Origin of the sequence: Streptomyces sp. NBC_01306 (assembly GCF_026340465.1) — a bacterium.
Classification (GTDB): Bacteria; Actinomycetota; Actinomycetes; order Streptomycetales; family Streptomycetaceae; genus Streptomyces.
Map to the genome: position 1 here is coordinate 2,995,462 of NZ_JAPEPC010000001.1, position 19,396 is coordinate 3,014,857.

The window sequence follows — 19,396 nt, forward strand, 5'->3', positions numbered from 1 at the left end:
CCCGCGATCACCCGCCCGGAGGCACGCGGCCCGGCCCACCGCCTCGCCCCGGCCCCGCCCCGGTCCCGCAGTCCGCCTCCCCGCCCGTACGGCATCCGGCGTCCAGGCCAGATCTGAGCCGCAAAAAAGGCCCTAGGCTGGGGGTATGAGTACGTTGCACGGGCGGGGCCGGGTGGCAGGGCTGCCGGAGTGGGACCGCTGCGCGGTCATGGGTGTCGTCAATGTGACGCCCGACTCCTTCTCCGACGGCGGTCGCTGGTTCGACACCAACGCCGCCGTCAAGCACGGCCTCGACCTGGTGGCGCAGGGCGCCGACCTGGTCGACGTGGGCGGTGAGTCCACCCGCCCGGGCGCCAGCCGTGTCGACGCCGGTGAAGAGCTGCGCCGGGTCGTCCCGGTCGTACGGGGGCTGGTCTCCGAGGGCGTCACCGTCTCCGTCGACACCATGCGCGCCGCCGTCGCCGAGCAGGCGGTCGAGGCCGGTGCCGTCCTGGTCAACGACGTCAGCGGCGGGCTCGCCGACCCCGCCATGGTCCCGGTGGTCGCCGCGGCCGGAGCGCCGTTCGTGGTGATGCACTGGCGCGGGTTCAGCGAGTCGATGGCCGGACGCGCCGTCTACGCGGACGTGGTCGCCGAGGTCGTCGCCGAGGTGCGCGCCCGGGTGGACGCGGCGGTCGCCGGAGGCATCGCACCCGAGCGGATCGTGGTCGACCCCGGCCTCGGCTTCGCCAAGGACGCCGAGCACGACCTGGCGCTCGTGGCCCACCTGGCGGAGCTCCGCGCGCTCGGCCACCCGCTGCTGGTCGCCGCCTCCCGCAAACGTTTCCTCGGCCGGGTACTGGCCCGGGAGGGCGCGGCCCCGCCGCCCGCCCGCGAGCGGGACGCCGCCACCGCCGCGGTCTCCGCGCTCGCCGCTCACGCCGGTGCCTGGGCCGTCCGGGTCCATGAGGTACGGGCCACGGCCGACGCGGTCCGCGTGGCCCGCGCCATCGAGGGTGCCGCATGACGGCGGCCACCGACGTGGAAGAGGTCGAGCTCGCCAACACGGCCTTCTACGAGACGATGGAGCGGGGCGACTTCGACGTCCTTTCCACGCTCTGGCTGGAGGACGAGATCTCCTGCGTCCACCCGGGCTGGCCGGTGCTCTCGGGGCGCGGTGACGTGCTCAGGTCGTACGCGCTGATCATGGCGAACACCGAGTACATCCAGTTCTTCCTGACCGATGTGGTGGTCAACGTCGCCGACGACACCGCTCTGGTCACCTGCACCGAGAACATCCTCAGCGGCGGTCCGGCCGAGGAGGCCGGTGAGCTGGGCCCGCTGGTCGGACAGCTCGTGGTCGCCACCAACACTTTCCGCAGGACGCCCGACGGCTGGAAGCTCTGGTCCCACCACGGCTCGCCCGTGCTCGCCGATACGGGCGAGGGCGAAGGCGGCGAGGGTACGCCCGAGGGCGACGAGGCACCCGCCTGAGTGGGTTGTGCCCTCCGCAGGGTTCATTCCCGCAGTCGGGGGTAGGGGCGAATATCACCCACCCGGAACCATGACCACAGCCCCCGTGGCGGGGTGCTGTCGGTAGCCGCAGGTAGATTCGAATATGTGGGCCGCGCCGACCGCATTCGGCGCCGGCCCGCCTACCGACGAACAGCAGGAGTGATTCGCGTGGATCGTGTCGCGCTGCGCGGCCTCAAGGCCCGTGGGAACCATGGCGTCTTCCCGAAGGAACGCGCGGAGGGCCAGACCTTCATCGTGGATCTGGTGCTCGGCCTCGACACCCGGCCCGCGGCGGCTGACGACGACCTGACGAAGACCGTGCACTACGGGGTGGTGGCGGAGGAGGTCGTCGATGTCGTCCGGGGTGAACCGGTCGATCTGATCGAGACCCTGGCGGAGCGGATCGCCCAGCAGTGCCTCAAGCACGAAGGCGTCGAGGAGGTCGAGGTGATCGTGCACAAGCCGGATGCCCCGATCACCGTCCCCTTCGACGACGTGACCATCACCATCATCCGGAGCCGAGTATGACCGTGTATCCCAGCGAGCCGCAGAGCGACCCGACCGTACAGCCGGTACCGGCCTCCGTGGTCGCCCAGGTCGATGCGGCCGATGTGACGCTGTCCAATCCGAAACGGGCCGTGATCTCCCTCGGCGCCAACCTCGGCAACCGCCTGGAGACTCTCCAGGGCGCCATCGACGCCCTGGAGGACACCCCGGGTCTGCGGGTCAAGGCTGTCTCCCCGGTGTACGAGACGGAGCCCTGGGGCGTCGACCCCGGCTCGCAGCCCTCGTACTTCAACGCGGTGGTCGTCGTGAAGACGACGCTGCCCCCCGACTCGCTCCTGGAGCGCGGCCAGGCCATCGAGGAGGCCTTCGACCGGGTGCGCGACGAGCGCTGGGGCCCGCGCACCATCGATGTGGACATCCTGTCGTACGCGGACGTGGTCTCCGACGACCCGGTGCTGACGCTCCCGCACCCCCGCGCGCACCAGCGGGCCTTCGTCCTGGTGCCGTGGCACGACGTGGATCCGGCGGCCGAGGTGCCGGGCCGCGGTCCGGTCGCCGAACTGCTGGCGGCGGTCGGCAGCGAAGGTGTGCTGCCCCGCGCCGATCTGGAACTCTGCCTGCCCGAGTAGCCGTTAGCCTCTGGGGGATCGCTCCGGGTGTCCGGCGCGGCAGAGGGACGGGCCCACGGCAGGGCAGACAAGGAACAGCAGAGTGAAGAGCAGAATCACGTGAAGCAACTACGGCTCGGGGTACTGGCCGGCCTGTTCGTCGTCGCCGGAGTGCTCTCCTGGGCGGGCGCGCGGCTCTGGAACTCGGTGGGCACCCTGCCGAGCGTGCCGCTCGCCGCGCCCATCGTGCTGGGCGCCATCGCGGTGGTGCTGCTCGCCACGGCGCTCTCGCTCCGTGCCCGGCTGCGGGCCCAGCGGGAGCGCCGGCCCGGCGCGAAGGGCGTGGACCCGCTGATGGCGGCCCGCGCGGTGGTCTTCGCGCAGGCCAGTGCGCTGGTGGCGTCGCTGGTCTGCGGGATGTACGGCGGCACGGGCGTCTATCTGCTCAGCCACCTCGGCGACCCGGCCCGCCGGGACCAGGCCATCTATGCCGGCTTCTCACTGGTGGCGGGGGTCGCGGTGGTCGCGGCTGCGTTCTTCCTGGAGCGGGTGTGCAAGCTCCCGGACGACGATGACCACAACGGCCGGGACGCAGCCGTCTGACCCGGGGCGCGGCCGAGCCGCCCGAACCAGGGATCTGCTCCGGCTCACCAGGCCTTACCGCTCGTCGGGCTCCACGGCTCAGCGGGCCATGATCAGGCTCATCGCTTCGGCGCGGGTCGCCGCGTCGCGCAGCTGGCCGCGGACCGCCGATGTGATCGTCTTCGCCCCCGGCTTCCGGACCCCGCGCATCGTCATGCACATGTGCTCGCACTCGATGACCACGATCACCCCGCGCGGCTCCAGTATGTCCATCAGCGACTCCGCGACCTGCGTGGTCAGCCGCTCCTGGACCTGGGGGCGCCGGGCGAAGACGTCGACGAGCCGGGCGAGTTTCGACAGGCCGGTGATCTTCCCGTCGGATGACGGGATGTAGCCGACGTGGGCGACCCCGGTGAACGGCACCAGGTGGTGCTCGCAGTGGCTCTGCACCTCGATGTCCTTGACCAGGACCATCTCGTCGTGGCCGAGGTCGAACGTCGTCGTCAGTACGTCCTCGGGCTTCTGCCGCAGACCGGCGAAGATCTCCTTGTACGCGCGCGCCACCCGGGCCGGTGTCTCCAGCAGCCCCTCGCGGTCCGGGTCCTCCCCGACGGCGATGAGCAGCTCCCGTACGGCGTCCTCGGCCCGCTTCTCGTCGAACTCGCGGATCTGGCTCGCGCCGTCCAGCGTTATCGGGTCGGTCATCTGTTCCTCGTTCCTCGTTCTCCAAGAAAAACGCCGCGTCCCCCAGGCTAGAACCTGGGGGACGCGGCATACATTCCGGGGCCTGCCCGGTAGGGAAGGGCTCCGGGTCAGCTCTCCGGCCGGTCCTCGGGGACGGCCTCGATGCCGCCGCCTTCCGAGGGGGTCGTGCCGTTGGCACCCGCGGTGACCGCACCGACGGCGCCGTTGGTGAGCGCCAGCTCCCTCGGGGAGAGCACCGGCGGGCGCGTCGAGGGCGTACGCCGGTTGGAGCCGGTCCACGCGGGGCGGGCCGGACGCTTCACAATGCCGGAGAAGACCTCAGCGATCTGCTCCTTGTTCAGCGTCTCCTTCTCCAGGAGCTGGAGGACCAGGTTGTCGAGAACGTCGCGGTTCTCGACGAGGATCTCCCAGGCCTCGTTGTGCGCGGTCTCGATGAGCTTCTTGACCTCTTCGTCGACCAGCGCCGCGACCTCTTCCGAGTAGTCGCGCTGATGACCCATCTCCCGGCCGACGAACGGCTCGGTGTTGTCGCCACCGAACTTGATCGCGCCCAGGCGCTCGGTCATGCCGTACTGCGTGACCATCGCGCGAGCGGTGGCCGTGGCCTTCTCGATGTCGTTCGCCGCGCCCGTGGTCGGGTCGTGGAAAACGAGCTCCTCGGCCGCGCGCCCGCCCAGCATGTAAGCCAGCTGGTCGAGCATTTCGTTGCGCGTGGTCGAGTACTTGTCCTCGTCGGGCAGGACCATCGTGTAGCCGAGAGCACGGCCTCTGGAGAGGATCGTGATCTTGTGGACCGGGTCCGAGTTGGGAGAAGCCGCCGCGACCAGGGCGTGTCCGCCCTCGTGGTACGCGGTGATCTTCTTCTCCTTGTCGGACATGATCCGGGTCCGCTTCTGCGGGCCCGCCACGACACGGTCGATCGCCTCGTCCAGCGCCTCGTTGTCCACGAGCTTCTGGTTGCCGCGCGCCGTGAGGAGCGCCGCTTCGTTCAGCACGTTGGCCAGGTCGGCACCGGTGAAGCCGGGCGTACGACGGGCAACAGCGCCCAGATCGACGTCCGGGGCGACCGGCTTGCCCTTCTGGTGAACCTTGAGGATCGCAAGACGGCCCTGCATGTCCGGACGGTCGACCGCGATCTGCCGGTCGAAACGGCCGGGACGCAGCAGCGCCGGGTCCAGGATGTCCGGCCGGTTGGTGGCGGCGATCAGGATGACCCCGCCCTTCACGTCGAAGCCGTCCATCTCGACGAGCAGCTGGTTCAGCGTCTGCTCGCGCTCGTCGTGGCCACCGCCGAGGCCCGCACCGCGGTGCCGGCCGACGGCGTCGATCTCGTCGACGAAGACGATCGCCGGAGCGTTCGCCTTGGCCTGCTCGAAGAGGTCACGCACTCGGGAGGCACCGACACCGACGAACATCTCGACGAAGTCGGAACCGGAGATCGAGTAGAACGGCACGCCGGCCTCGCCCGCGACGGCGCGCGCGAGCAGCGTCTTGCCCGTTCCGGGCGGCCCGTACAGCAGGACGCCCTTGGGGATCTTGGCGCCGACGGCCTGGAACTTCGCCGGCTCCTGCAGGAACTCCTTGATCTCATGGAGCTCTTCGACAGCCTCGTCGGACCCCGCCACATCGGAGAAGGTCGTCTTGGGGGTGTCCTTGGTGATCAGCTTGGCCTTTGACTTGCCGAACTGCATGACCTTGGAGCCGCCGCCCTGCATCTGATTCATCAGAAACAGGAAGACCACGACGATGAGTACGAAGGGCAGCAGCGAAAGCAGGATCCCGACGAAGGGGTTCTGCTTCGACGGCGAGACCGTGTAGCCCTTCGCGATGTCGCCGCTGTCGACCTTGCTCTGCAGCTTGGCGGCGAGGGCAGTGCCCTGTGCGTCGCCGATGTAGTTCGCCTGGAACTTGCCGCCCGACTCGCCGCCCAGCTTCTGGCCGTTCTTCAGCTCGATCTTGATGACGTTCTCGTCACCAGTCGTGACCTTGGCCTGCTCGACCTGGTTCTTGTCGATCGCCTGGACGACCTTGGAGGTGTCCACTGACTTGTAGCCGCCCGACGAGCCGACGACCTGCATCAACACGACCACGGCGAGGACGGCCAGCACGATCCACATGACCGGCCCACGGAAGTATCGCTTCACGTCCATCCATACGGGGCGGAACTACGCCCCGTCCCTCCTGCCCGTAGGTAAATGCTGCTGTGAGTAAAGAGTGTTCTTCGGACGGTACCCCAGCATTGCCGCCCGCGACCTCACGGGAGTGCCGACGAACCTGCCTTCCCCTGCTCCAACGGCGGGAAATAGGTGAGGGTTCCCGTTCGGCTCACGGCTGAATGCGGGTCGCCCGGCAGAGCCGGACGGGGAGTCAGCCGCCGTACACGTGCGGAGCCAGCGTGCCGACAAACGGGAGATTGCGGTACTTCTCCGCGTAGTCGAGTCCGTATCCGACGACGAACTCATTCGGAATATCGAACCCGGCCCACTTCACATCGAGGGAGACCTTGGCGGCATCCGGCTTACGGAGCAGCGTGCAGACCTCCAGCGAGGCGGGCTCGCGGGATCCGAGGTTCGACAGCAGCCAGGAGAGAGTCAGACCCGAGTCGATGATGTCCTCGACGATCAGGACGTGCTTGCCCTTGATGTCGGTGTCCAGGTCCTTGAGGATCCGGACGACACCCGACGACTGCGTACCGGCGCCGTACGACGACACCGCCATCCAGTCCATGGTGACCGACGTGGACAGCGCACGGGCCAGGTCGGCCATCACCATCACAGCGCCCTTGAGAACACCGACGAGCAGCAGATCCTTGCCCGCGTACTCCGCGTCGATCTTCGCGGCCAGCTCCGCGAGCTTGGCGTCGATCTCTTCCTTGGTGATGAGCACCGACGCGAGGTCGGTGCCCATGTCTTTCTCGTTCACCCGGGCCACTTTCAGTTGCTTGTGCTTCGGCTTGCGGCGCAGCTTCGCGTCAGCCTTGCCGGATAACCAGTCTGCCACCCTGCCGCTGAGCCTCGACGCGGCCCGGGAGGTTGATGGCACCCTGCCCGCGCCAGCCGGTGATCAGCCGGTCGATCTCCTCGATGTGGCGGGCGAAGAGGGAACCGGCGGGCGAGCCGGCGGCGATGGCGGAGCGGCGCAGCACCCGGCTGCGGACGGCGGGCGGCAGGGCGTAGAGCTTGGCGCACTCCAGCTGCCCTGCCTCGTCCCTGGACGCCTCCTCGGCGTTCGCCGCCCAGGCGTCCAGGGCGTCGGCGTCGTCGCGGGAGAGGCGTGCGGTGCGGGCCAGCGCCTCCACGACCCCTTTGCCGAGTGACTTCTCCAGGGCGGGCAGCCCTTCGTGGCGCAGCCGGGAGCGGGTGTACGAGGGGTCCGTGTTGTGCGGATCGTCCCAGACCGGGAGGTGCTGGACGAGACAGGCCTTGCGGGCCGTCTGGCGGTCGAGCTGGAGGAAGGGCCTGCGGTACCGGCCGGCCGCCCCCGAGACGGCCGCCATACCGGACAGGGAGCGGATCCCGGAGCCCCGTGCGAGGCCGAGGAGGACGGTCTCCGCCTGGTCGTCCCTGGTGTGGCCCAGGAGGACGGCCGCGGCGCCGTGGCGCTCCGCCACGGCGTCGAGCGCGGCGTACCGGGCGTCCCTTGCCGCGGCCTCGGGCCCGCCGGCGCGGCCGACCGTCACGGCGACGGATTCCACGGGGCCGAGTCCGAGGCCCCTGAGCCGGGAGACGACTTCGTCGGCGCGGGAGTCCGAGCCGTCCTGGAGACCGTGGTCGATGGTGACGCCGCCTGCGCGGATGTCGAGTTTGCGGGCCTCGAAGGCCAGGGCCGATGCGAGCGCCATGGAGTCGGCGCCACCGGAGCACGCGACCAGCACCAGTGGCCGGTGCTGCTCGGACGGGGTGCCTCCGGGGCGCGCACCCGGGGAGTGCGGGGCCGCGGGGTGTCCGGGCCCTTCGCCGGGGGCCGGGCGTCCGGCCGGGGTTCCGTCACTGGCCGTGCGACCGCTGAGGTCGATGGCCGTCTGTTCGTTGAGTACGTCGTGGAGTACGCGGCGGACCGCCAGGCGTATCGCTGCGACCGCAGGATGGGGACCCATATCCGGTGCCCTTCGGTGGAGTTGGGGGGGTGCCTCGGAGGACGGCTGCGTCACACAGAGTGCATAGATGGTGACAGAACCAGGCCGTTACCCGAGCATCGCACGCCAACTCCTCGCCGACGGTCCCTCGGATGGGTGATTACCACGGCGTACTTCTGCCGTGGGCCGGGTCAGAGCGCCTTGTCGCCCTTACCGTGCACCCGCGCGATCCAGTCCGCCGGTTTGGCGATCTCCGCCTTGGTGGGCAGCGTGTTCGGCGAAGTCCAGACGCGGTTGAAGCCGTCCATGCCGACCTCTTCGACCACCGCCCGTACGAAGCGCTCGCCGTCGCGGTACTGGCGGAGTTTGGCGTCAAGACCGAGCAGCTTGCGAAGGGCCTGGTCGAGGCGGCCCGCACCCTGTGCCCTGCGCTTCTGGAACTTCTCGCGGATGTCGTCGACCGACGGCACGACCTGGGGGCCGACGCCGTCCATCACGTAGTCCGCGTGCCCTTCGAGGAGCGACATGACCGCGGTGAGCCGGCCGAGGATGTCCCGCTGGGCAGGCGTCTGGACCAGTTCGACCAGTGAGCTGCCGCCGTCGCCCTCGTCGGCCGGACGGTTGCCCGCGAAGGACTGGGCGGCCTCGCGCAGCCGCTCCAGGACGGTCATCGGGTCGACCTCGGTCTCCTCCAGGAACGACTGGATTTCGCCCTCCAGATGGTCGCGGAGCCAGGGCACACCGGTGAACTGGGTGCGGTGGGTCTCCTCGTGCAGGCAGACCCAGAGGCGGAAGTCGTGCGGGTCGACGTCCAGCTCGCGCTCCACATGGACGATGTTCGGCGCGACCAGGAGCAGCCGGCCGCCGCTGCCCGCCCCCGCGGGCAGGTCACGTCCGGCGGGGGCGAACGTCTCGTACTGCCCGAGCACCCGTGAGGAGAGGAACGACAGCAGCATCCCCAGCTCGACACCGGTGACCTTGCCGCCCACCGCGCCGAGCACGGCCCCGCCCGGCGAGTTGCCGCGCCGGTCCTGCATCTTCTCCAGCAGGGGTTTCAGGACCTCACGGAATCCGGCGACGTTGGCCTTGACCCACCCCGCGCGGTCCACCACGAGGACCGGGGTGTCCTCCAGGTCCGTGCCCTCGGGGATCATCCGGGTGAAGGCGCGGACGTGCTCCTCGGCGGACTTGGCGTGCCTGCGCAACTCCGCCACCACCGCTCGGGCCTCGTCCCTGCTGACGTCCGGACCCTGCTTCGCGAAGCGGGTCGCAGTCGCCGTGGCGAGGTTCCAGTCGACCATCTCGGCACCACCGATGCGCGTCATGCGTCAACCGTACGTTCTCGGATCCGCGGACGGTGAGGTGTTGCACCGGCTGCTCACGGCTCACGGGCGGTGCACACGCGGCGCCGTACGGACGGGGGGTGGGCCACCGAAGCCTCCCGGGGGAGCTCCGGGCGGGCTCCCGGAGGGCTTCAGCCGGTGCAGCCGCAGGCCGCCACGGCCGTGCCCAGGCGGTCGAGGGCCGACTGGGCCGCCGTCGGGGACGCGGTGTCCGACGCCATGAACGCGAAGGCCAGCAGCCTGCCCCGGGTGTCCACCACCGTCCCGGCCAGGGTGTTCACCCCGGTCAGGGTGCCGGTCTTGGCGTGGATGAGACCGGCAGCACGGCCGGCGCCCGACGGGTCCGTGAAGCGTCCGTCGAGTGTGCCGGTGAATCCGGCGATCGGCAGCCCGGTGAGGATCGGGCGCAGTTCGGGGTGGGCCGGGTCGCCCGCCCGGGTGAGGAGGGTGGCGAGCAGCGTCGGCGAGACCTTGTCCTGCCTGTTCAGCCCGCTGCCGTCGGCGAAGTGGGCCCCGCCCAGGGGCAGGCCGAGCTTCTTCAGCCGGTCCCGGACCGCCCGGCCCGCGCCCGCGAAGCTCGCTGGTTCGTGCGCGGCGAGCGCGGTCTGCCGGGCGACGGCCTCGGCGATGTCGTTGTCGCTGTTGGTGAGGGCCCGCTCGACCAGCGCCGAGAGCGGCGCCGAGTACGTGCTGGCCACCGTCTTCGCGCCCTTGGGGGACTTGCCGGGCGACGGTGCGCCCTTGCTGTGGACGGACCGGTCGGCCAGCATCGAGGCGAACGTACGGGCGGTGTCGCCCGCCGGGTCGCCGGAGCGCGGGGCCGGTCCGTGGTCCCCTTCCTCCGGGGAGCCGGCCGAGCCGCCGGAGGAACTGGAGTCACTGGAGTCGCTGGGGTCCCCGGAGCCGCCGGAATCCCCGGAGCCGCCGCCCAGCCGCCCCTCGTCCGTCATGAGGGCGCTGACCGGGGCGAGGTTGTCGTTGGGGCCGATGGGGTGCAGCACGGGTCCCGAGTAGAGCGAGGTGTCGTACGAGATACGGACGGAGCTGACGCCCCGGTCGCGCAGCACCTTGGCCGTCGCGTCGGCGAGCGCCCGCAGCCCGTCCCGGTCCAGGGTCGGGTCGCCGCCGCCCCTGAGGGTCACCCGCTTCCCGTCGGGGGTCGCGGTGACGGTGGTGGCGATGCGGTGGCCGGGACCGAGCGCGGAGAGCCCGGCGGCCATCGTCGCCAGCTTCACCGTGGAGGCGGGGGTCATGAGCCGGCCGGCGTCCGATCCGTACAGGGTCCGGCCGGTGACGGTGTCGATCACCACGCCGCCCGCGGTGGGGCCCAGCGCCGGGTCGTCCATCAGGTGGCCGAGCGCATCGCCGAGCCCTTTGCCGGTCGGTGCGGCGCTGCTGCCGAGTGCGGCCAGCACGCCGGGCGCATGGGGCGCGGGCGCCGGGCCGGCCGGACCGCCGGGGTGCGCGGGGCTCCCGTGATGTGCGCCACCTGTCCGGTCCCGGGCAGCGGCCCAGTCCCGCTCGGCCTTACGCTGACCTGAGTCCCAGGGTCCGGTCGCCGCGATCAGCCCGGCCGCGAGCGCGAGACCGATCACGGCGGAGCCCGCCGAGAGTTGCCACGTCGTCACCTTCGGCACCGGCACCTCGGAGCAGCCCCTTTCGCGATCACACATCGTCGTGGGGGACACTTAACCACTGCGTTTGCCGTGCGCGCGGCATCCGGCCGGTCCGGCAGGACGCAGCACCACCCGAAGTTCGTGTTGATCATGGAGGAGCCACCCGTGGAGTTCGACGTCACCATCGAGATTCCGAAGGGTTCGCGGAACAAGTACGAGGTGGACCACGAGACCGGCCGGATCCGTCTGGACCGTCGGCTCTTCACCTCGACCAGCTACCCCGCGGACTACGGATTCGTCGAGAACACCCTCGGCGAGGACGGCGACCCGCTGGACGCCCTTGTCCTGCTGGACGAGCCGACCTTCCCCGGCTGTGTCATCAAGTGCCGCGCGATCGGCATGTTCCGGATGACCGACGAGGCCGGCGGCGACGACAAGCTGCTCTGCGTCCCGGCCTCCGACCCCCGGGTGGAGCACCTGCGCGACATCCACCACGTGTCGGAGTTCGACCGCCTGGAGATCCAGCACTTCTTCGAGGTCTACAAGGACCTGGAGCCCGGCAAGTCCGTCGAGGGCGCCGACTGGGTCGGCCGTGCCGACGCCGAGGCCGAGGTCGAGAACTCGTACAAGCGCCTCCAGGCGCAGGGCGGGTCGCACTGAGCCACAGCTGATGCGGTGCCGGCCGCACAGCCCGGCCCGTGCCGAGACTGCTCCTGCGGGCGGTGTGTCCCTCCGGGGCGCACCGCCCGCAGTGCGTCCGGAGGCGGTACAGGCGGTATCCGTGCGCATACTGGGCAGGCGCTGATCAGGTACGGGAGAGGTGGGAGCGGAGCGAGTGGCTGAGACCGACGGTCCCGAGGACCGCAAGCCGCAGTCGGACGAGGTACGGAGCGCCTTCGTACCGCCGACGGGCACGGGGACCCCGGCCCCCGAGGACTCCTCCACCACCTCGGAGTTCGCCGTGCCGCCCGGGCTGGCCGCCGAGACGCCTTCCGAACCCGAGGGTTCCGCCTTCACCACCCCGCAGACGTACAGCGCCCAGAACTCGCCGCCCGCCTTCACCCCGGCCCATGGCTTCCCCATGATCAAGCTGGCCAAGGAGGCGCCCTGGCAGGACCGGATGCGCACGATGCTGCGGATGCCGGTCCATGAGCGGCCGACGGTGGAAGCGGCGCAGAAGCAGGACGACGAGTCGGGTCCCGCCGTACCGCGCGTGCTCGACCTGACGCTGCGTATCGGCGAGCTGCTGCTCGCGGGCGGCGAGGGCGCCGAGGACGTCGAGGCGGCGATGTTCGGCGTCACCCAGGCGTACGGGCTCGAACGCTGCGAGCCGACCGTCACCTTCACCCTGCTGTCGATCTCGCACCAGCCGTCGCTGGTGGACGACCCGGTGACCGCGAGCCGTACCGTACGCCGCCGCGGCACCGACTACACCCGTCTGGCGGCGGTCTACCACCTCATCGACGACATCACGTCCGAGGACGTCGACGTCTCGCTGGAGGAGGCGTACCGCGGCCTCGCCGGGATCCGCCGTAACCGCCACCCCTATCCGGGCTGGGCGCTGACGACCGCCAACGGGCTGCTGGCCGGTGCGGCCTCCGTGCTCGTCGGCGGTGGCGCGCTGGTCTTCATCGCGGCGATGGTGGGTGCGATGCTCGGCGACCGGCTTGCCTGGTTCCTCGCCGGGCGCGGGCTGCCGGAGTTCTACCAGTTCTCGGTGGCGGCGATGCCGCCGGCCGCGGTGGGGGTGCTGCTCACGATCCTGGACGTGCCCGGCCTGCGCGCCTCAGCGGTGATCACCGGTGGGCTCTTCGCCCTGCTGCCGGGACGGGCGCTCGTCGCGGGTGTCCAGGACGGTCTGACCGGTTACTACATCACCGCGTCCGCGCGGCTCCTCGAAGTCGTCTACTTCTTCATCTCGATCGTCATCGGCGTGCTGATCGTGATCTCGGCGGGGCTCCAGCTCGGCGCCGGCGGGCTCAACGCGGAGGCGGCGCTGCTGAGCGTCAACAGGCCCGTCGTCCAGATCATCGCCGCGATGGTGCTGACCTTCGCCTTCGCGATCCTGCTCCAGCAGGACCGCTCGACGGTGCTGATGGTGACGCTGAACGGCGGGGTGGCCTGGATCGTCTACGGGGCGCTGCACTACGCGGGACGCATCTCGGCGGTGCCGTCCACCGCCATCGCGGCCGGACTCGTGGGTCTGTTCGGGCAGTTGTTCTCGCGCTACCGGTACGCATCGGCGCTGCCGTACGTCACGGCGGCGATCGGGCCGCTGCTGCCCGGTTCCGCGACGTACTTCGGGATGCTGTACTTCGCACACAGCGACGTGAACAAGGGGCTGGCCTCGCTGACCAAGGCGGCCGCCCTGGCGCTGGCCATCGCGGTCGGGGTGAACCTCGGCGGTGAGATCTCCCGGCTCTTCATGCGGGCGCCCGGCGTGGTCGGCGGCCAGCGCCGGGCGGCGAAGCGGACGCGCGGCTTCTGAGCCGTAGCCGTGTTTTGAAAGCGCCGCTACCGCTTGGCGTGCCGGCGGCGCTGTGTGCCGGACCCCTGGCCCTCCGGTGCGTCGCCGCCCGGCGTGCCCTCCCGGGCGGCCTTTCCGCGTGAGCGCAGGTACTCGATCACGATCGGCACCACCGACACCAGCACGATGGCGACGAGGATCAGCTCGATGTGCGCGTTGACGAACGCGACCTTGCCGAGCCCCGCGCCGAGCAGGGTGACGCCCACGCCCCAGAGCGTGCCGCCGATGAGGTTGAAGATCACGAACGAGCGGTAGTTCATCCGGCTCACGCCCGCGATGATCGGCGTGAACGTCCGCACGATGGGCACGAAGCGGGCCAGTACCAGGGACTTCGGGCCGTACTTCTCGAAGAAGTCGTGCGCCTTCTCGACGTTCTCCTGCTTGAAGAGCTTGGAGTCGGGGCGCCGGAAGAGCGAAGGTCCGACCTTGCGGCCGAACAGATAGCCCACCTGGTCGCCCGCGACGGCGGCGAGCGCGACCAGCACGCAGAGCAACCAGAGCGGAGTACCGAGCTTGCCGGTGGTGACGAGCAGACCGCTGGTGAACAGCAGGGAGTCGCCCGGCAGGAAGAAGCCGATCAGCAGCCCGGACTCGGCGAAGATGATCACCAGCAGGCCGGCCACCCCGAAGGTGCTGATCAGGTAGTCCGGGTCCATCCAGCTCGGTCCGAGCGCGAGAGTAGTCACGGGTTCCGGGCTCCTGGGGTCAGTCGGCATGGGTGCCATGCGGGTAATGGCTGGCCAAAGTTATCAACGCCCGCGCGGGGTTACTGGTTCCATCGCCTCGCCACGGGTGCGAGGTGACCTGGTTTTCGGGCAAGGTGATCACCAGGAGGTGATGCCGGATGAGCATCGCGGATTACGGCGGCGGCCAGTCGCCCCAGGCCGACGTACTGGTCGTCACGACGAACGACGTCCCCGGGTACACGGTGCAGCAGGTCGTCGGCGAGGTGTTCGGGCTCACAGTCCGCTCCCGCCATCTGGGCAGCCAGATCGGCGCCGGCCTGAAGTCGATGATCGGCGGCGAGCTCAAGGGGCTGACGAAGACCCTGGTGGAGACCCGCAACCAGGCGATGGAGCGACTGATCGAGCAGGCCCGCGCGCGCGGCGCCAACGGTGTGCTCGCGATGCGGTTCGACGTCACCGAGGCGGCCGACATCGGCACCGAGGTGTGCGCGTACGGCACGGCGGTCGTGATCGCCAAGCAGTGACGGCGGGGCGGTACGGGTACGGGCGCCCCGCCCAGCACCCGTACCGTCTCCCCCGCCGCCCCCGCCTGCCCCACCTCGCACACCGGCACGGCCGGGCGCACCACCCGCACCATTTGTCCGCATCGTCGCGACAGGAGAGCGCGGCTCAGAGGAAGGCGAACGCGAACCATGCCACTGCACCGAGGCGCGAACGGGTCCGACGACTCCGGGAAACCGTCCACCATCGCCGTGAACCCCTTCTTCGGCGACGCGAACCCCGTCGGCGGCATGGACACCGCCCCGCCCAAGCACCGGCTCCCCGACGGCCCGCTGCCGCCGATGAGCGCGTACCAGCTGGTCCATGACGAGCTGATGCTGGACGGCAACTCGCGGCTCAATCTCGCCACGTTCGTCACGACGTGGATGGAGCCGCAGGCCGGGGTGCTCCTGGCGGAGTGCCGCGACAAGAACATGATCGACAAGGACGAGTACCCGCGCACCGCCGAGCTGGAGCGGCGCTGTGTGGCGATGCTCGCCGACCTGTGGAACGCGCCGGATCCCACGACCGCCGTGGGCTGTTCGACGACCGGTTCCAGCGAGGCGTGCATGCTCGCGGGCATGGCGTTCAAGCGGCGCTGGGCGAAGCGGAACGCTGACCGCTATCCGGCCACCGCGCGGCCGAACCTCGTCATGGGGGTCAATGTCCAGGTCTGCTGGGAGAAGTTCTGCACCTTCTGGGAGGTCGAGGCGCGGCAGGTCCCCATGGAGGGCGACCGCTACCACCTGGACCCGCAGGCCGCCGCCGATCTCTGCGACGAGAACACCATCGGTGTCGTGGGCGTGCTCGGCTCCACCTTCGACGGGTCGTACGAGCCGATCGCCGAGCTCTGCGCGGCCCTGGACGCCCTCCAGGAGCGCACCGGCCTGGACATCCCCGTCCATGTCGACGGGGCGTCGGGCGCGATGGTCGCCCCCTTCCTCGACGAGGAGCTGATCTGGGACTTCCGGCTCCCCCGGGTCTCGTCCATCAACACGTCGGGCCACAAGTACGGGCTGGTCTACCCGGGTGTCGGCTGGGCGCTGTGGCGCTCCGCCGAGGAACTGCCCGAGGAGCTGGTCTTCCGGGTCAACTACCTGGGCGGCGACATGCCGACCTTCGCCCTCAACTTCTCCCGGCCGGGCGCGCAGGTGGTGGCGCAGTACTACACGTTCCTCCGGCTCGGCAAGGAGGGATACCGCGCCGTCCAGCAGGCAACACGCGACGTGGCGCAGGGACTTGCCGGCCGGATCGAGGCGCTGGGCGACTTCCGGCTGCTGACCCGGGGCAATGAGCTGCCGGTCTTCGCCTTCACGACGACGCAGGACACCACGAGCTTCGACGTGTTCGACGTGTCACGCCGGCTGCGCGAGCGGGGGTGGCTGGTGCCCGCGTACACCTTCCCCGAGAACCGGCAGGACCTCTCGGTGCTGCGGGTGGTCTGCCGCAACGGGTTCTCCGAGGACCTGTCCGATCTGCTGATGGACGATATGGAGTCGCTCCTGCCCGAACTCCGGCGCCAGTCCGGACCGTTGGAGCGGAGCAAGGCGCAGGCCACGGCGTTCCACCACTAGGTCCTTCCCGACCGGCTTCGGGCCGGCCGCACCCGTCAGGCGCTGTTCCCCGGGTGCGGCCCGCCACTCGCGTACGGGTTCTCCTCGCCATCGGCGAGTACGCCCACGAACGGCTCGCCCTCACCCGCGAAGACATACGCCCCGCCCTCGATCCGCGCGATCAGTCCGCGTGTCCACTCGGCCCCGCCGTCCGCCGTGTGGACCCAGAGGTTCATGATCTCCCCGATGTGGCCGAGCTGCTGCGGGCCGCCCTCGGGGATGTAGTGCTCGGTGACCGAGGCCCGCCAGGTCTCCATCGCCCGGACACGTTCCTTCAGGAGCGCGACGGCCTCGGCCCGCTCCAGGTCGACGATGCAGCCGAGCGCGGCCGACATGACGTCCATCTTCTGGTCGTAGGTGACGAGCGCCTCGCGGAGCAGTCTGAGGTACTCCTCCCGGCCCGCCGACGTCATCTCGTACTCGGTACGCGGCGGGCCGCCCGCCGTGCTCGGAGCGGTCTCGTGAGCCAGCAGCATTCCCTGCTTCGCCAGCTGCTTCAGGGCGTGGTAGATCGACCCCGGCTTGGCGTTGGACCACTCGTGGGCGCCCCAGTACTCCAGGTCGTTGCGGACCTGGTAGCCGTGTGCCCGCCCGTGCTGGCGGACCGCTCCGAGGACGAGCAGACGGATCGCTGACATGGGGCCAGCCTAGATCCTGTCTCAGAACGGGAAGCGGCTGCGCCCGTGCTGGATCGAGATCCACTGCTGGGTGGTGAACACGTCGACCATCGACTCACCGTTCAGCCGCCCGAGCCCGGAACGCTTCTCGCCGCCGAAGGGGACGATCGGCTCGTCGTGCACGGTGCCGTCGTTGATGTGGATCATTCCGGTACGGACCCGCCGGGCGAGCCGGACACCGCGCTCCACGTCCCCGGTGTGCACCGCGCCGCTCAGGCCGTACGGGGTGTCGTTGGCGATACGGACCGCCTCGTCCTCCCCGTCGAACGGGACGAGCAGCGCCACCGGGCCGAAGATCTCCTGCTGGAGCGCCGGGGAGTCGGGGGCCAGACCGGTCAGGACCGAGGGCGAGACCAGGCTGCCATCGGCGCGCCCCTGCACCAGGGCCGTCGCTCCGGCGGCCACCGCCTGCTCGACGACCGAGGTGACGGCCTCGGCCTGCGAGGCGTTGATGAGCGGGCCGATGTGGGTGGCCGGGTCGGCCGGGTCGCCGGTCCTGAGCGTCCGCACCTTGGCGACGAACTTCTCGGTGAACTCCTGCTCCACGCTGCGGTCCAGCAGGATGCGGTTGGCGGCCATACAGACCTGGCCCTGGTGCACGTACCGGCTGAAGACCGCCGCGTCGACCGCGTAGTCGATGTCGGCGTCGTCCAGCACGATCAGCGCGCTGTTGCCGCCGAGCTCCAGGATCGCGTGCTTGAAGTGGGCGGCGCAGACCGTGGCGACGTGCTGGCCGACCTTGTCGGAGCCGGTGAAGGAGATGACCTTGGGCACCGGGTGGGTGAGCAGTGCGTCGCCGATCTCGGCGATGTCGGTGACCACCACGTTCAGCAGGCCGGCGGGCAGTCCCGCCTCCTCGAACACCTTCGCCACCAGGGTGCCGCCGCAGACCGGGGTGTTCTGGTGCGGCTTGAGAACCACGGCGTTGCCGAGCGCAAGTGCCGGGGCGACCGACTTCATGGAGAGCAGGAAGGGGAAGTTGAACGGGCTGATGACACCCACGACGCCGACCGGGACGCGGTAGACGCGGTTCTCCTTGCCGTCGACCGGCGAGGCGAGGATGCGGCCCTCGGGGCGCAGCGCCAGCTGCACGGCCTCGCGCAGGAACTCCTTGGTGAGGTGCAGCTCGAAGGCGGCCTTCAGCCGGGTGCCGCCCAGCTCGGTGACGATCGCATCGGCTATCTCGTCCTCGCGCTCCTCGATGATGCGCAGGGTGCGTTCGAAGACGGTGCGGCGGGTGTAGGGATTCGTCTCGGCCCAGGTCTGCTGGGCGCGTTCGGCGGCGCGGTACGCCTGGTCCACTTCGGCTGCGGTGGCCACCGTGACCGAGGCCAGCTTCGTCCCGTCGTACGGGTTGAAGTCGATGATGTCCCAGGAACCGCTGCCGGGCTTCCACTCACCGTCGATGTACTGAAGAGCCAGCTCGCTGAAGAAGGACATGGAATCCCTAACTGCCGCTGCCGCGCGCGCAGATGCTCATGACGCCAAAGGCCTGATGGCATCTCATCGTACGTGCGTTTCAGGCGGTGCGGAGGATGTCCCTGATGATGGCTCGGGCGTCTTCCGGCGGCGGGCTGTCCTGCTGGAGCTGGCTCATCGCCCGGTCGTACTGGGCGACTTCGTCTCCCTTGTCGAGATAGAGGGAGCCGGTCAGCTGCTCCAGATAGACGAGGTCCGACAGGTCCGACTCGGGGAAGCGCAGCATCGCGAACGATCCGCTCTCGCCGGCGTGCCCGCCGAAGCTGAAGGGCATCACCTGGAGGGTGACGTTCTCCATCTCGGAGATCTCGATGAGGTGCTCCAACTGGGCCCGCATCACGTCCCGTTTACCGTACGGACGCCGCAGGGCGGACTCGTCCAGTACAGCGTGGAACTGCGGCGCGTGCTCGGCGACGAGGACCTTCTGGCGCTCAAGACGCAGCGCGACCCGGCGGTCGATGTCGGAAGCCGACGCCGAGGAGTTGCCCCGGGTGACGACCGCGTGGGCGTACGCCTCGGTCTGCAACAGGCCGTGCACGAACTGCACTTCGTACGCGCGGATCAGCGAAGCGGCGCCTTCGAGGCCGATGTACGTCTGGAACCAGCCCGGCAGTACATCGCCGTAACTGTGCCACCAACCGGCGAGGTTGGCCTCCTTGGCCAGACCCAGCAGCGCTTCGCGCTCGGTCGCATCGAGCACTCCGTAGAGCGTGAGGAGGTCCTCGACGTCCCTGGACTTGAAGCTCACCCGTCCCAACTCCATGCGGCTGATCTTGGATTCCGAGGCCCGGATCGAGTATCCGGCGGCCTCCCGGGTGATCCCGAGTGAATCGCGCAGCCGTCTGAGCTGTGAGCCCAGGAGGATGCGCCGCACGACGGACCCACCTCCGGTGCTCAGCGTCTGGGAAGACCCCCAGGACTCGCCTGCTGACACTTTCCAACCC

The 19,396-nt window shown here is 70.0% G+C and carries 19 protein-coding genes; 9 read left to right on the forward strand and 10 right to left on the reverse strand.

Going from position 1 to position 19,396, the window contains the following annotated elements; all coding sequences use genetic code 11:
• The first annotated feature begins 145 nt into the window (after nucleotides 1–145).
• The 5 genes from folP (at nucleotide 146) to OG385_RS13090 (ending at nucleotide 3,212) form a co-directional block, all read left to right on the forward strand.
• The gene (gene folP, locus OG385_RS13070; RefSeq protein WP_266854697.1) at nucleotides 146–1,006 is read left to right on the forward strand and encodes a dihydropteroate synthase; all 861 of its coding nucleotides are present in this window, start codon (nucleotides 146–148) and stop codon (nucleotides 1,004–1,006) included.
• On the forward strand, nucleotides 1,003–1,473 hold the full coding sequence (locus tag OG385_RS13075) for a nuclear transport factor 2 family protein (RefSeq protein ID WP_266854699.1): 471 nt from the start codon (nucleotides 1,003–1,005) through the stop codon (nucleotides 1,471–1,473). Before folP ends, OG385_RS13075 begins: the two co-directional genes overlap by 4 nt.
• Nucleotides 1,474–1,662: 189 nt before the next feature.
• Nucleotides 1,663–2,022: a dihydroneopterin aldolase gene (folB, locus tag OG385_RS13080; RefSeq protein WP_266854700.1), complete on the forward strand. Its 360-nt coding sequence runs from the start codon at nucleotides 1,663–1,665 to the stop codon at nucleotides 2,020–2,022.
• Complete coding sequence (gene folK / locus OG385_RS13085; protein WP_266854702.1) at nucleotides 2,019–2,630, forward strand: 2-amino-4-hydroxy-6-hydroxymethyldihydropteridine diphosphokinase; 612 nt, start codon at nucleotides 2,019–2,021, stop codon at nucleotides 2,628–2,630. The genes folB and folK overlap by 4 nt, the downstream gene beginning before the upstream one ends.
• 99 nt (nucleotides 2,631–2,729) lie before the next feature.
• Nucleotides 2,730–3,212, forward strand: a complete 483-nt coding sequence (locus tag OG385_RS13090) for a DUF3180 domain-containing protein (protein ID WP_266854704.1) — start codon at nucleotides 2,730–2,732, stop codon at nucleotides 3,210–3,212.
• A 78-nt stretch (nucleotides 3,213–3,290) separates the two neighbouring features.
• On the opposite strand, the gene folE is transcribed toward OG385_RS13090, so the two are convergent.
• From folE to dacB, 6 genes are all read right to left on the reverse strand, one after another.
• Nucleotides 3,291–3,896 carry a GTP cyclohydrolase I FolE gene (gene folE / locus OG385_RS13095; RefSeq protein WP_266854705.1) on the reverse strand — a complete coding sequence of 202 codons (606 nt, stop codon included), beginning with the start codon at nucleotides 3,894–3,896 and terminating at the stop codon, nucleotides 3,291–3,293.
• A 107-nt stretch (nucleotides 3,897–4,003) separates the two neighbouring features.
• Nucleotides 4,004–6,046, reverse strand: a complete 2,043-nt coding sequence (gene ftsH, locus OG385_RS13100) for an ATP-dependent zinc metalloprotease FtsH (RefSeq protein ID WP_266854707.1) — start codon at nucleotides 6,044–6,046, stop codon at nucleotides 4,004–4,006.
• Nucleotides 6,047–6,263: 217 nt separating this feature from the next.
• Nucleotides 6,264–6,803, reverse strand: coding sequence for a hypoxanthine phosphoribosyltransferase (hpt, locus tag OG385_RS13105; RefSeq protein ID WP_250305594.1), 540 nt, complete (start codon nucleotides 6,801–6,803; stop codon nucleotides 6,264–6,266).
• A 64-nt stretch (nucleotides 6,804–6,867) separates the two neighbouring features.
• Nucleotides 6,868–7,992, reverse strand: coding sequence for a tRNA lysidine(34) synthetase TilS (gene tilS / locus OG385_RS13110; RefSeq protein WP_266854709.1), 1,125 nt, complete (start codon nucleotides 7,990–7,992; stop codon nucleotides 6,868–6,870).
• A 170-nt stretch (nucleotides 7,993–8,162) separates the two neighbouring features.
• A complete protein-coding gene (locus OG385_RS13115) occupies nucleotides 8,163–9,296 on the reverse strand; it encodes a zinc-dependent metalloprotease (RefSeq protein WP_266854710.1) in 1,134 nt (377 codons plus the stop codon).
• A 149-nt stretch (nucleotides 9,297–9,445) separates the two neighbouring features.
• The gene (dacB, locus tag OG385_RS13120) at nucleotides 9,446–10,987 is read right to left on the reverse strand and encodes a D-alanyl-D-alanine carboxypeptidase/D-alanyl-D-alanine-endopeptidase (protein ID WP_266854712.1); all 1,542 of its coding nucleotides are present in this window, start codon (nucleotides 10,985–10,987) and stop codon (nucleotides 9,446–9,448) included.
• A gap of 108 nt (nucleotides 10,988–11,095) precedes the next feature.
• On the opposite strand from dacB, the gene OG385_RS13125 reads away from it, so the two are divergent.
• Nucleotides 11,096–11,590, forward strand: coding sequence for an inorganic diphosphatase (locus tag OG385_RS13125; protein ID WP_164264904.1), 495 nt, complete (start codon nucleotides 11,096–11,098; stop codon nucleotides 11,588–11,590).
• Nucleotides 11,591–11,765: 175 nt separating this feature from the next.
• Entirely contained in the window at nucleotides 11,766–13,418 is a 1,653-nt protein-coding gene (locus OG385_RS13130) for a threonine/serine exporter ThrE family protein (protein ID WP_266854714.1), read from the forward strand.
• Between the two features lie 26 nt (nucleotides 13,419–13,444).
• Here OG385_RS13130 and OG385_RS13135 read toward each other — a convergent pair whose 3' ends face one another.
• Nucleotides 13,445–14,143, reverse strand: a complete 699-nt coding sequence (locus tag OG385_RS13135) for a DedA family protein (RefSeq protein ID WP_266854716.1) — start codon at nucleotides 14,141–14,143, stop codon at nucleotides 13,445–13,447.
• 158 nt (nucleotides 14,144–14,301) lie between these two features.
• Between OG385_RS13135 and OG385_RS13140 the strand changes: the two genes are divergently transcribed.
• A complete protein-coding gene (locus tag OG385_RS13140) occupies nucleotides 14,302–14,667 on the forward strand; it encodes a YbjQ family protein (protein ID WP_266854717.1) in 366 nt (121 codons plus the stop codon).
• Nucleotides 14,668–14,835: 168 nt separating this feature from the next.
• Complete coding sequence (locus tag OG385_RS13145) at nucleotides 14,836–16,257, forward strand: glutamate decarboxylase (protein WP_266854719.1); 1,422 nt, start codon at nucleotides 14,836–14,838, stop codon at nucleotides 16,255–16,257.
• Between the two features lie 35 nt (nucleotides 16,258–16,292).
• Here the strand turns inward: OG385_RS13145 and OG385_RS13150 are convergent, their stop codons facing one another.
• The 3 genes from OG385_RS13150 to OG385_RS13160 form a co-directional block, all read right to left on the reverse strand.
• Nucleotides 16,293–16,934 carry a PadR family transcriptional regulator gene (locus tag OG385_RS13150; RefSeq protein ID WP_266854721.1) on the reverse strand — a complete coding sequence of 214 codons (642 nt, stop codon included), beginning with the start codon at nucleotides 16,932–16,934 and terminating at the stop codon, nucleotides 16,293–16,295.
• A 21-nt stretch (nucleotides 16,935–16,955) separates the two neighbouring features.
• The gene (locus tag OG385_RS13155; RefSeq protein ID WP_266854723.1) at nucleotides 16,956–18,413 is read right to left on the reverse strand and encodes an aldehyde dehydrogenase family protein; all 1,458 of its coding nucleotides are present in this window, start codon (nucleotides 18,411–18,413) and stop codon (nucleotides 16,956–16,958) included.
• A gap of 79 nt (nucleotides 18,414–18,492) precedes the next feature.
• Complete coding sequence (locus OG385_RS13160; RefSeq protein WP_266854725.1) at nucleotides 18,493–19,326, reverse strand: helix-turn-helix transcriptional regulator; 834 nt, start codon at nucleotides 19,324–19,326, stop codon at nucleotides 18,493–18,495.
• Nucleotides 19,327–19,396: the final 70 nt, after the last annotated feature.

Coding starts and splice junctions, on each gene's coding strand:
- folP (WP_266854697.1), top strand. CDS start 146: ATGAGTACGTTGCACGGGCGGGGCCGGGTGGCAGGGCTGCCGGAGTGG.
- OG385_RS13075 (WP_266854699.1), top strand. CDS start 1,003: ATGACGGCGGCCACCGACGTGGAAGAGGTCGAGCTCGCCAACACGGCC.
- folK (WP_266854702.1), top strand. CDS start 2,019: ATGACCGTGTATCCCAGCGAGCCGCAGAGCGACCCGACCGTACAGCCG.
- folE (WP_266854705.1), bottom strand. CDS start 3,896: ATGACCGACCCGATAACGCTGGACGGCGCGAGCCAGATCCGCGAGTTC.
- ftsH (WP_266854707.1), bottom strand. CDS start 6,046: ATGGACGTGAAGCGATACTTCCGTGGGCCGGTCATGTGGATCGTGCTG.
- hpt (WP_250305594.1), bottom strand. CDS start 6,803: ATGGGCACCGACCTCGCGTCGGTGCTCATCACCAAGGAAGAGATCGAC.
- tilS (WP_266854709.1), bottom strand. CDS start 7,992: ATGGGTCCCCATCCTGCGGTCGCAGCGATACGCCTGGCGGTCCGCCGC.
- OG385_RS13115 (WP_266854710.1), bottom strand. CDS start 9,296: ATGACGCGCATCGGTGGTGCCGAGATGGTCGACTGGAACCTCGCCACG.
- dacB (WP_266854712.1), bottom strand. CDS start 10,987: ATGTGTGATCGCGAAAGGGGCTGCTCCGAGGTGCCGGTGCCGAAGGTG.
- OG385_RS13140 (WP_266854717.1), top strand. CDS start 14,302: ATGAGCATCGCGGATTACGGCGGCGGCCAGTCGCCCCAGGCCGACGTA.
- OG385_RS13145 (WP_266854719.1), top strand. CDS start 14,836: ATGCCACTGCACCGAGGCGCGAACGGGTCCGACGACTCCGGGAAACCG.
- OG385_RS13150 (WP_266854721.1), bottom strand. CDS start 16,934: ATGTCAGCGATCCGTCTGCTCGTCCTCGGAGCGGTCCGCCAGCACGGG.
- OG385_RS13155 (WP_266854723.1), bottom strand. CDS start 18,413: ATGTCCTTCTTCAGCGAGCTGGCTCTTCAGTACATCGACGGTGAGTGG.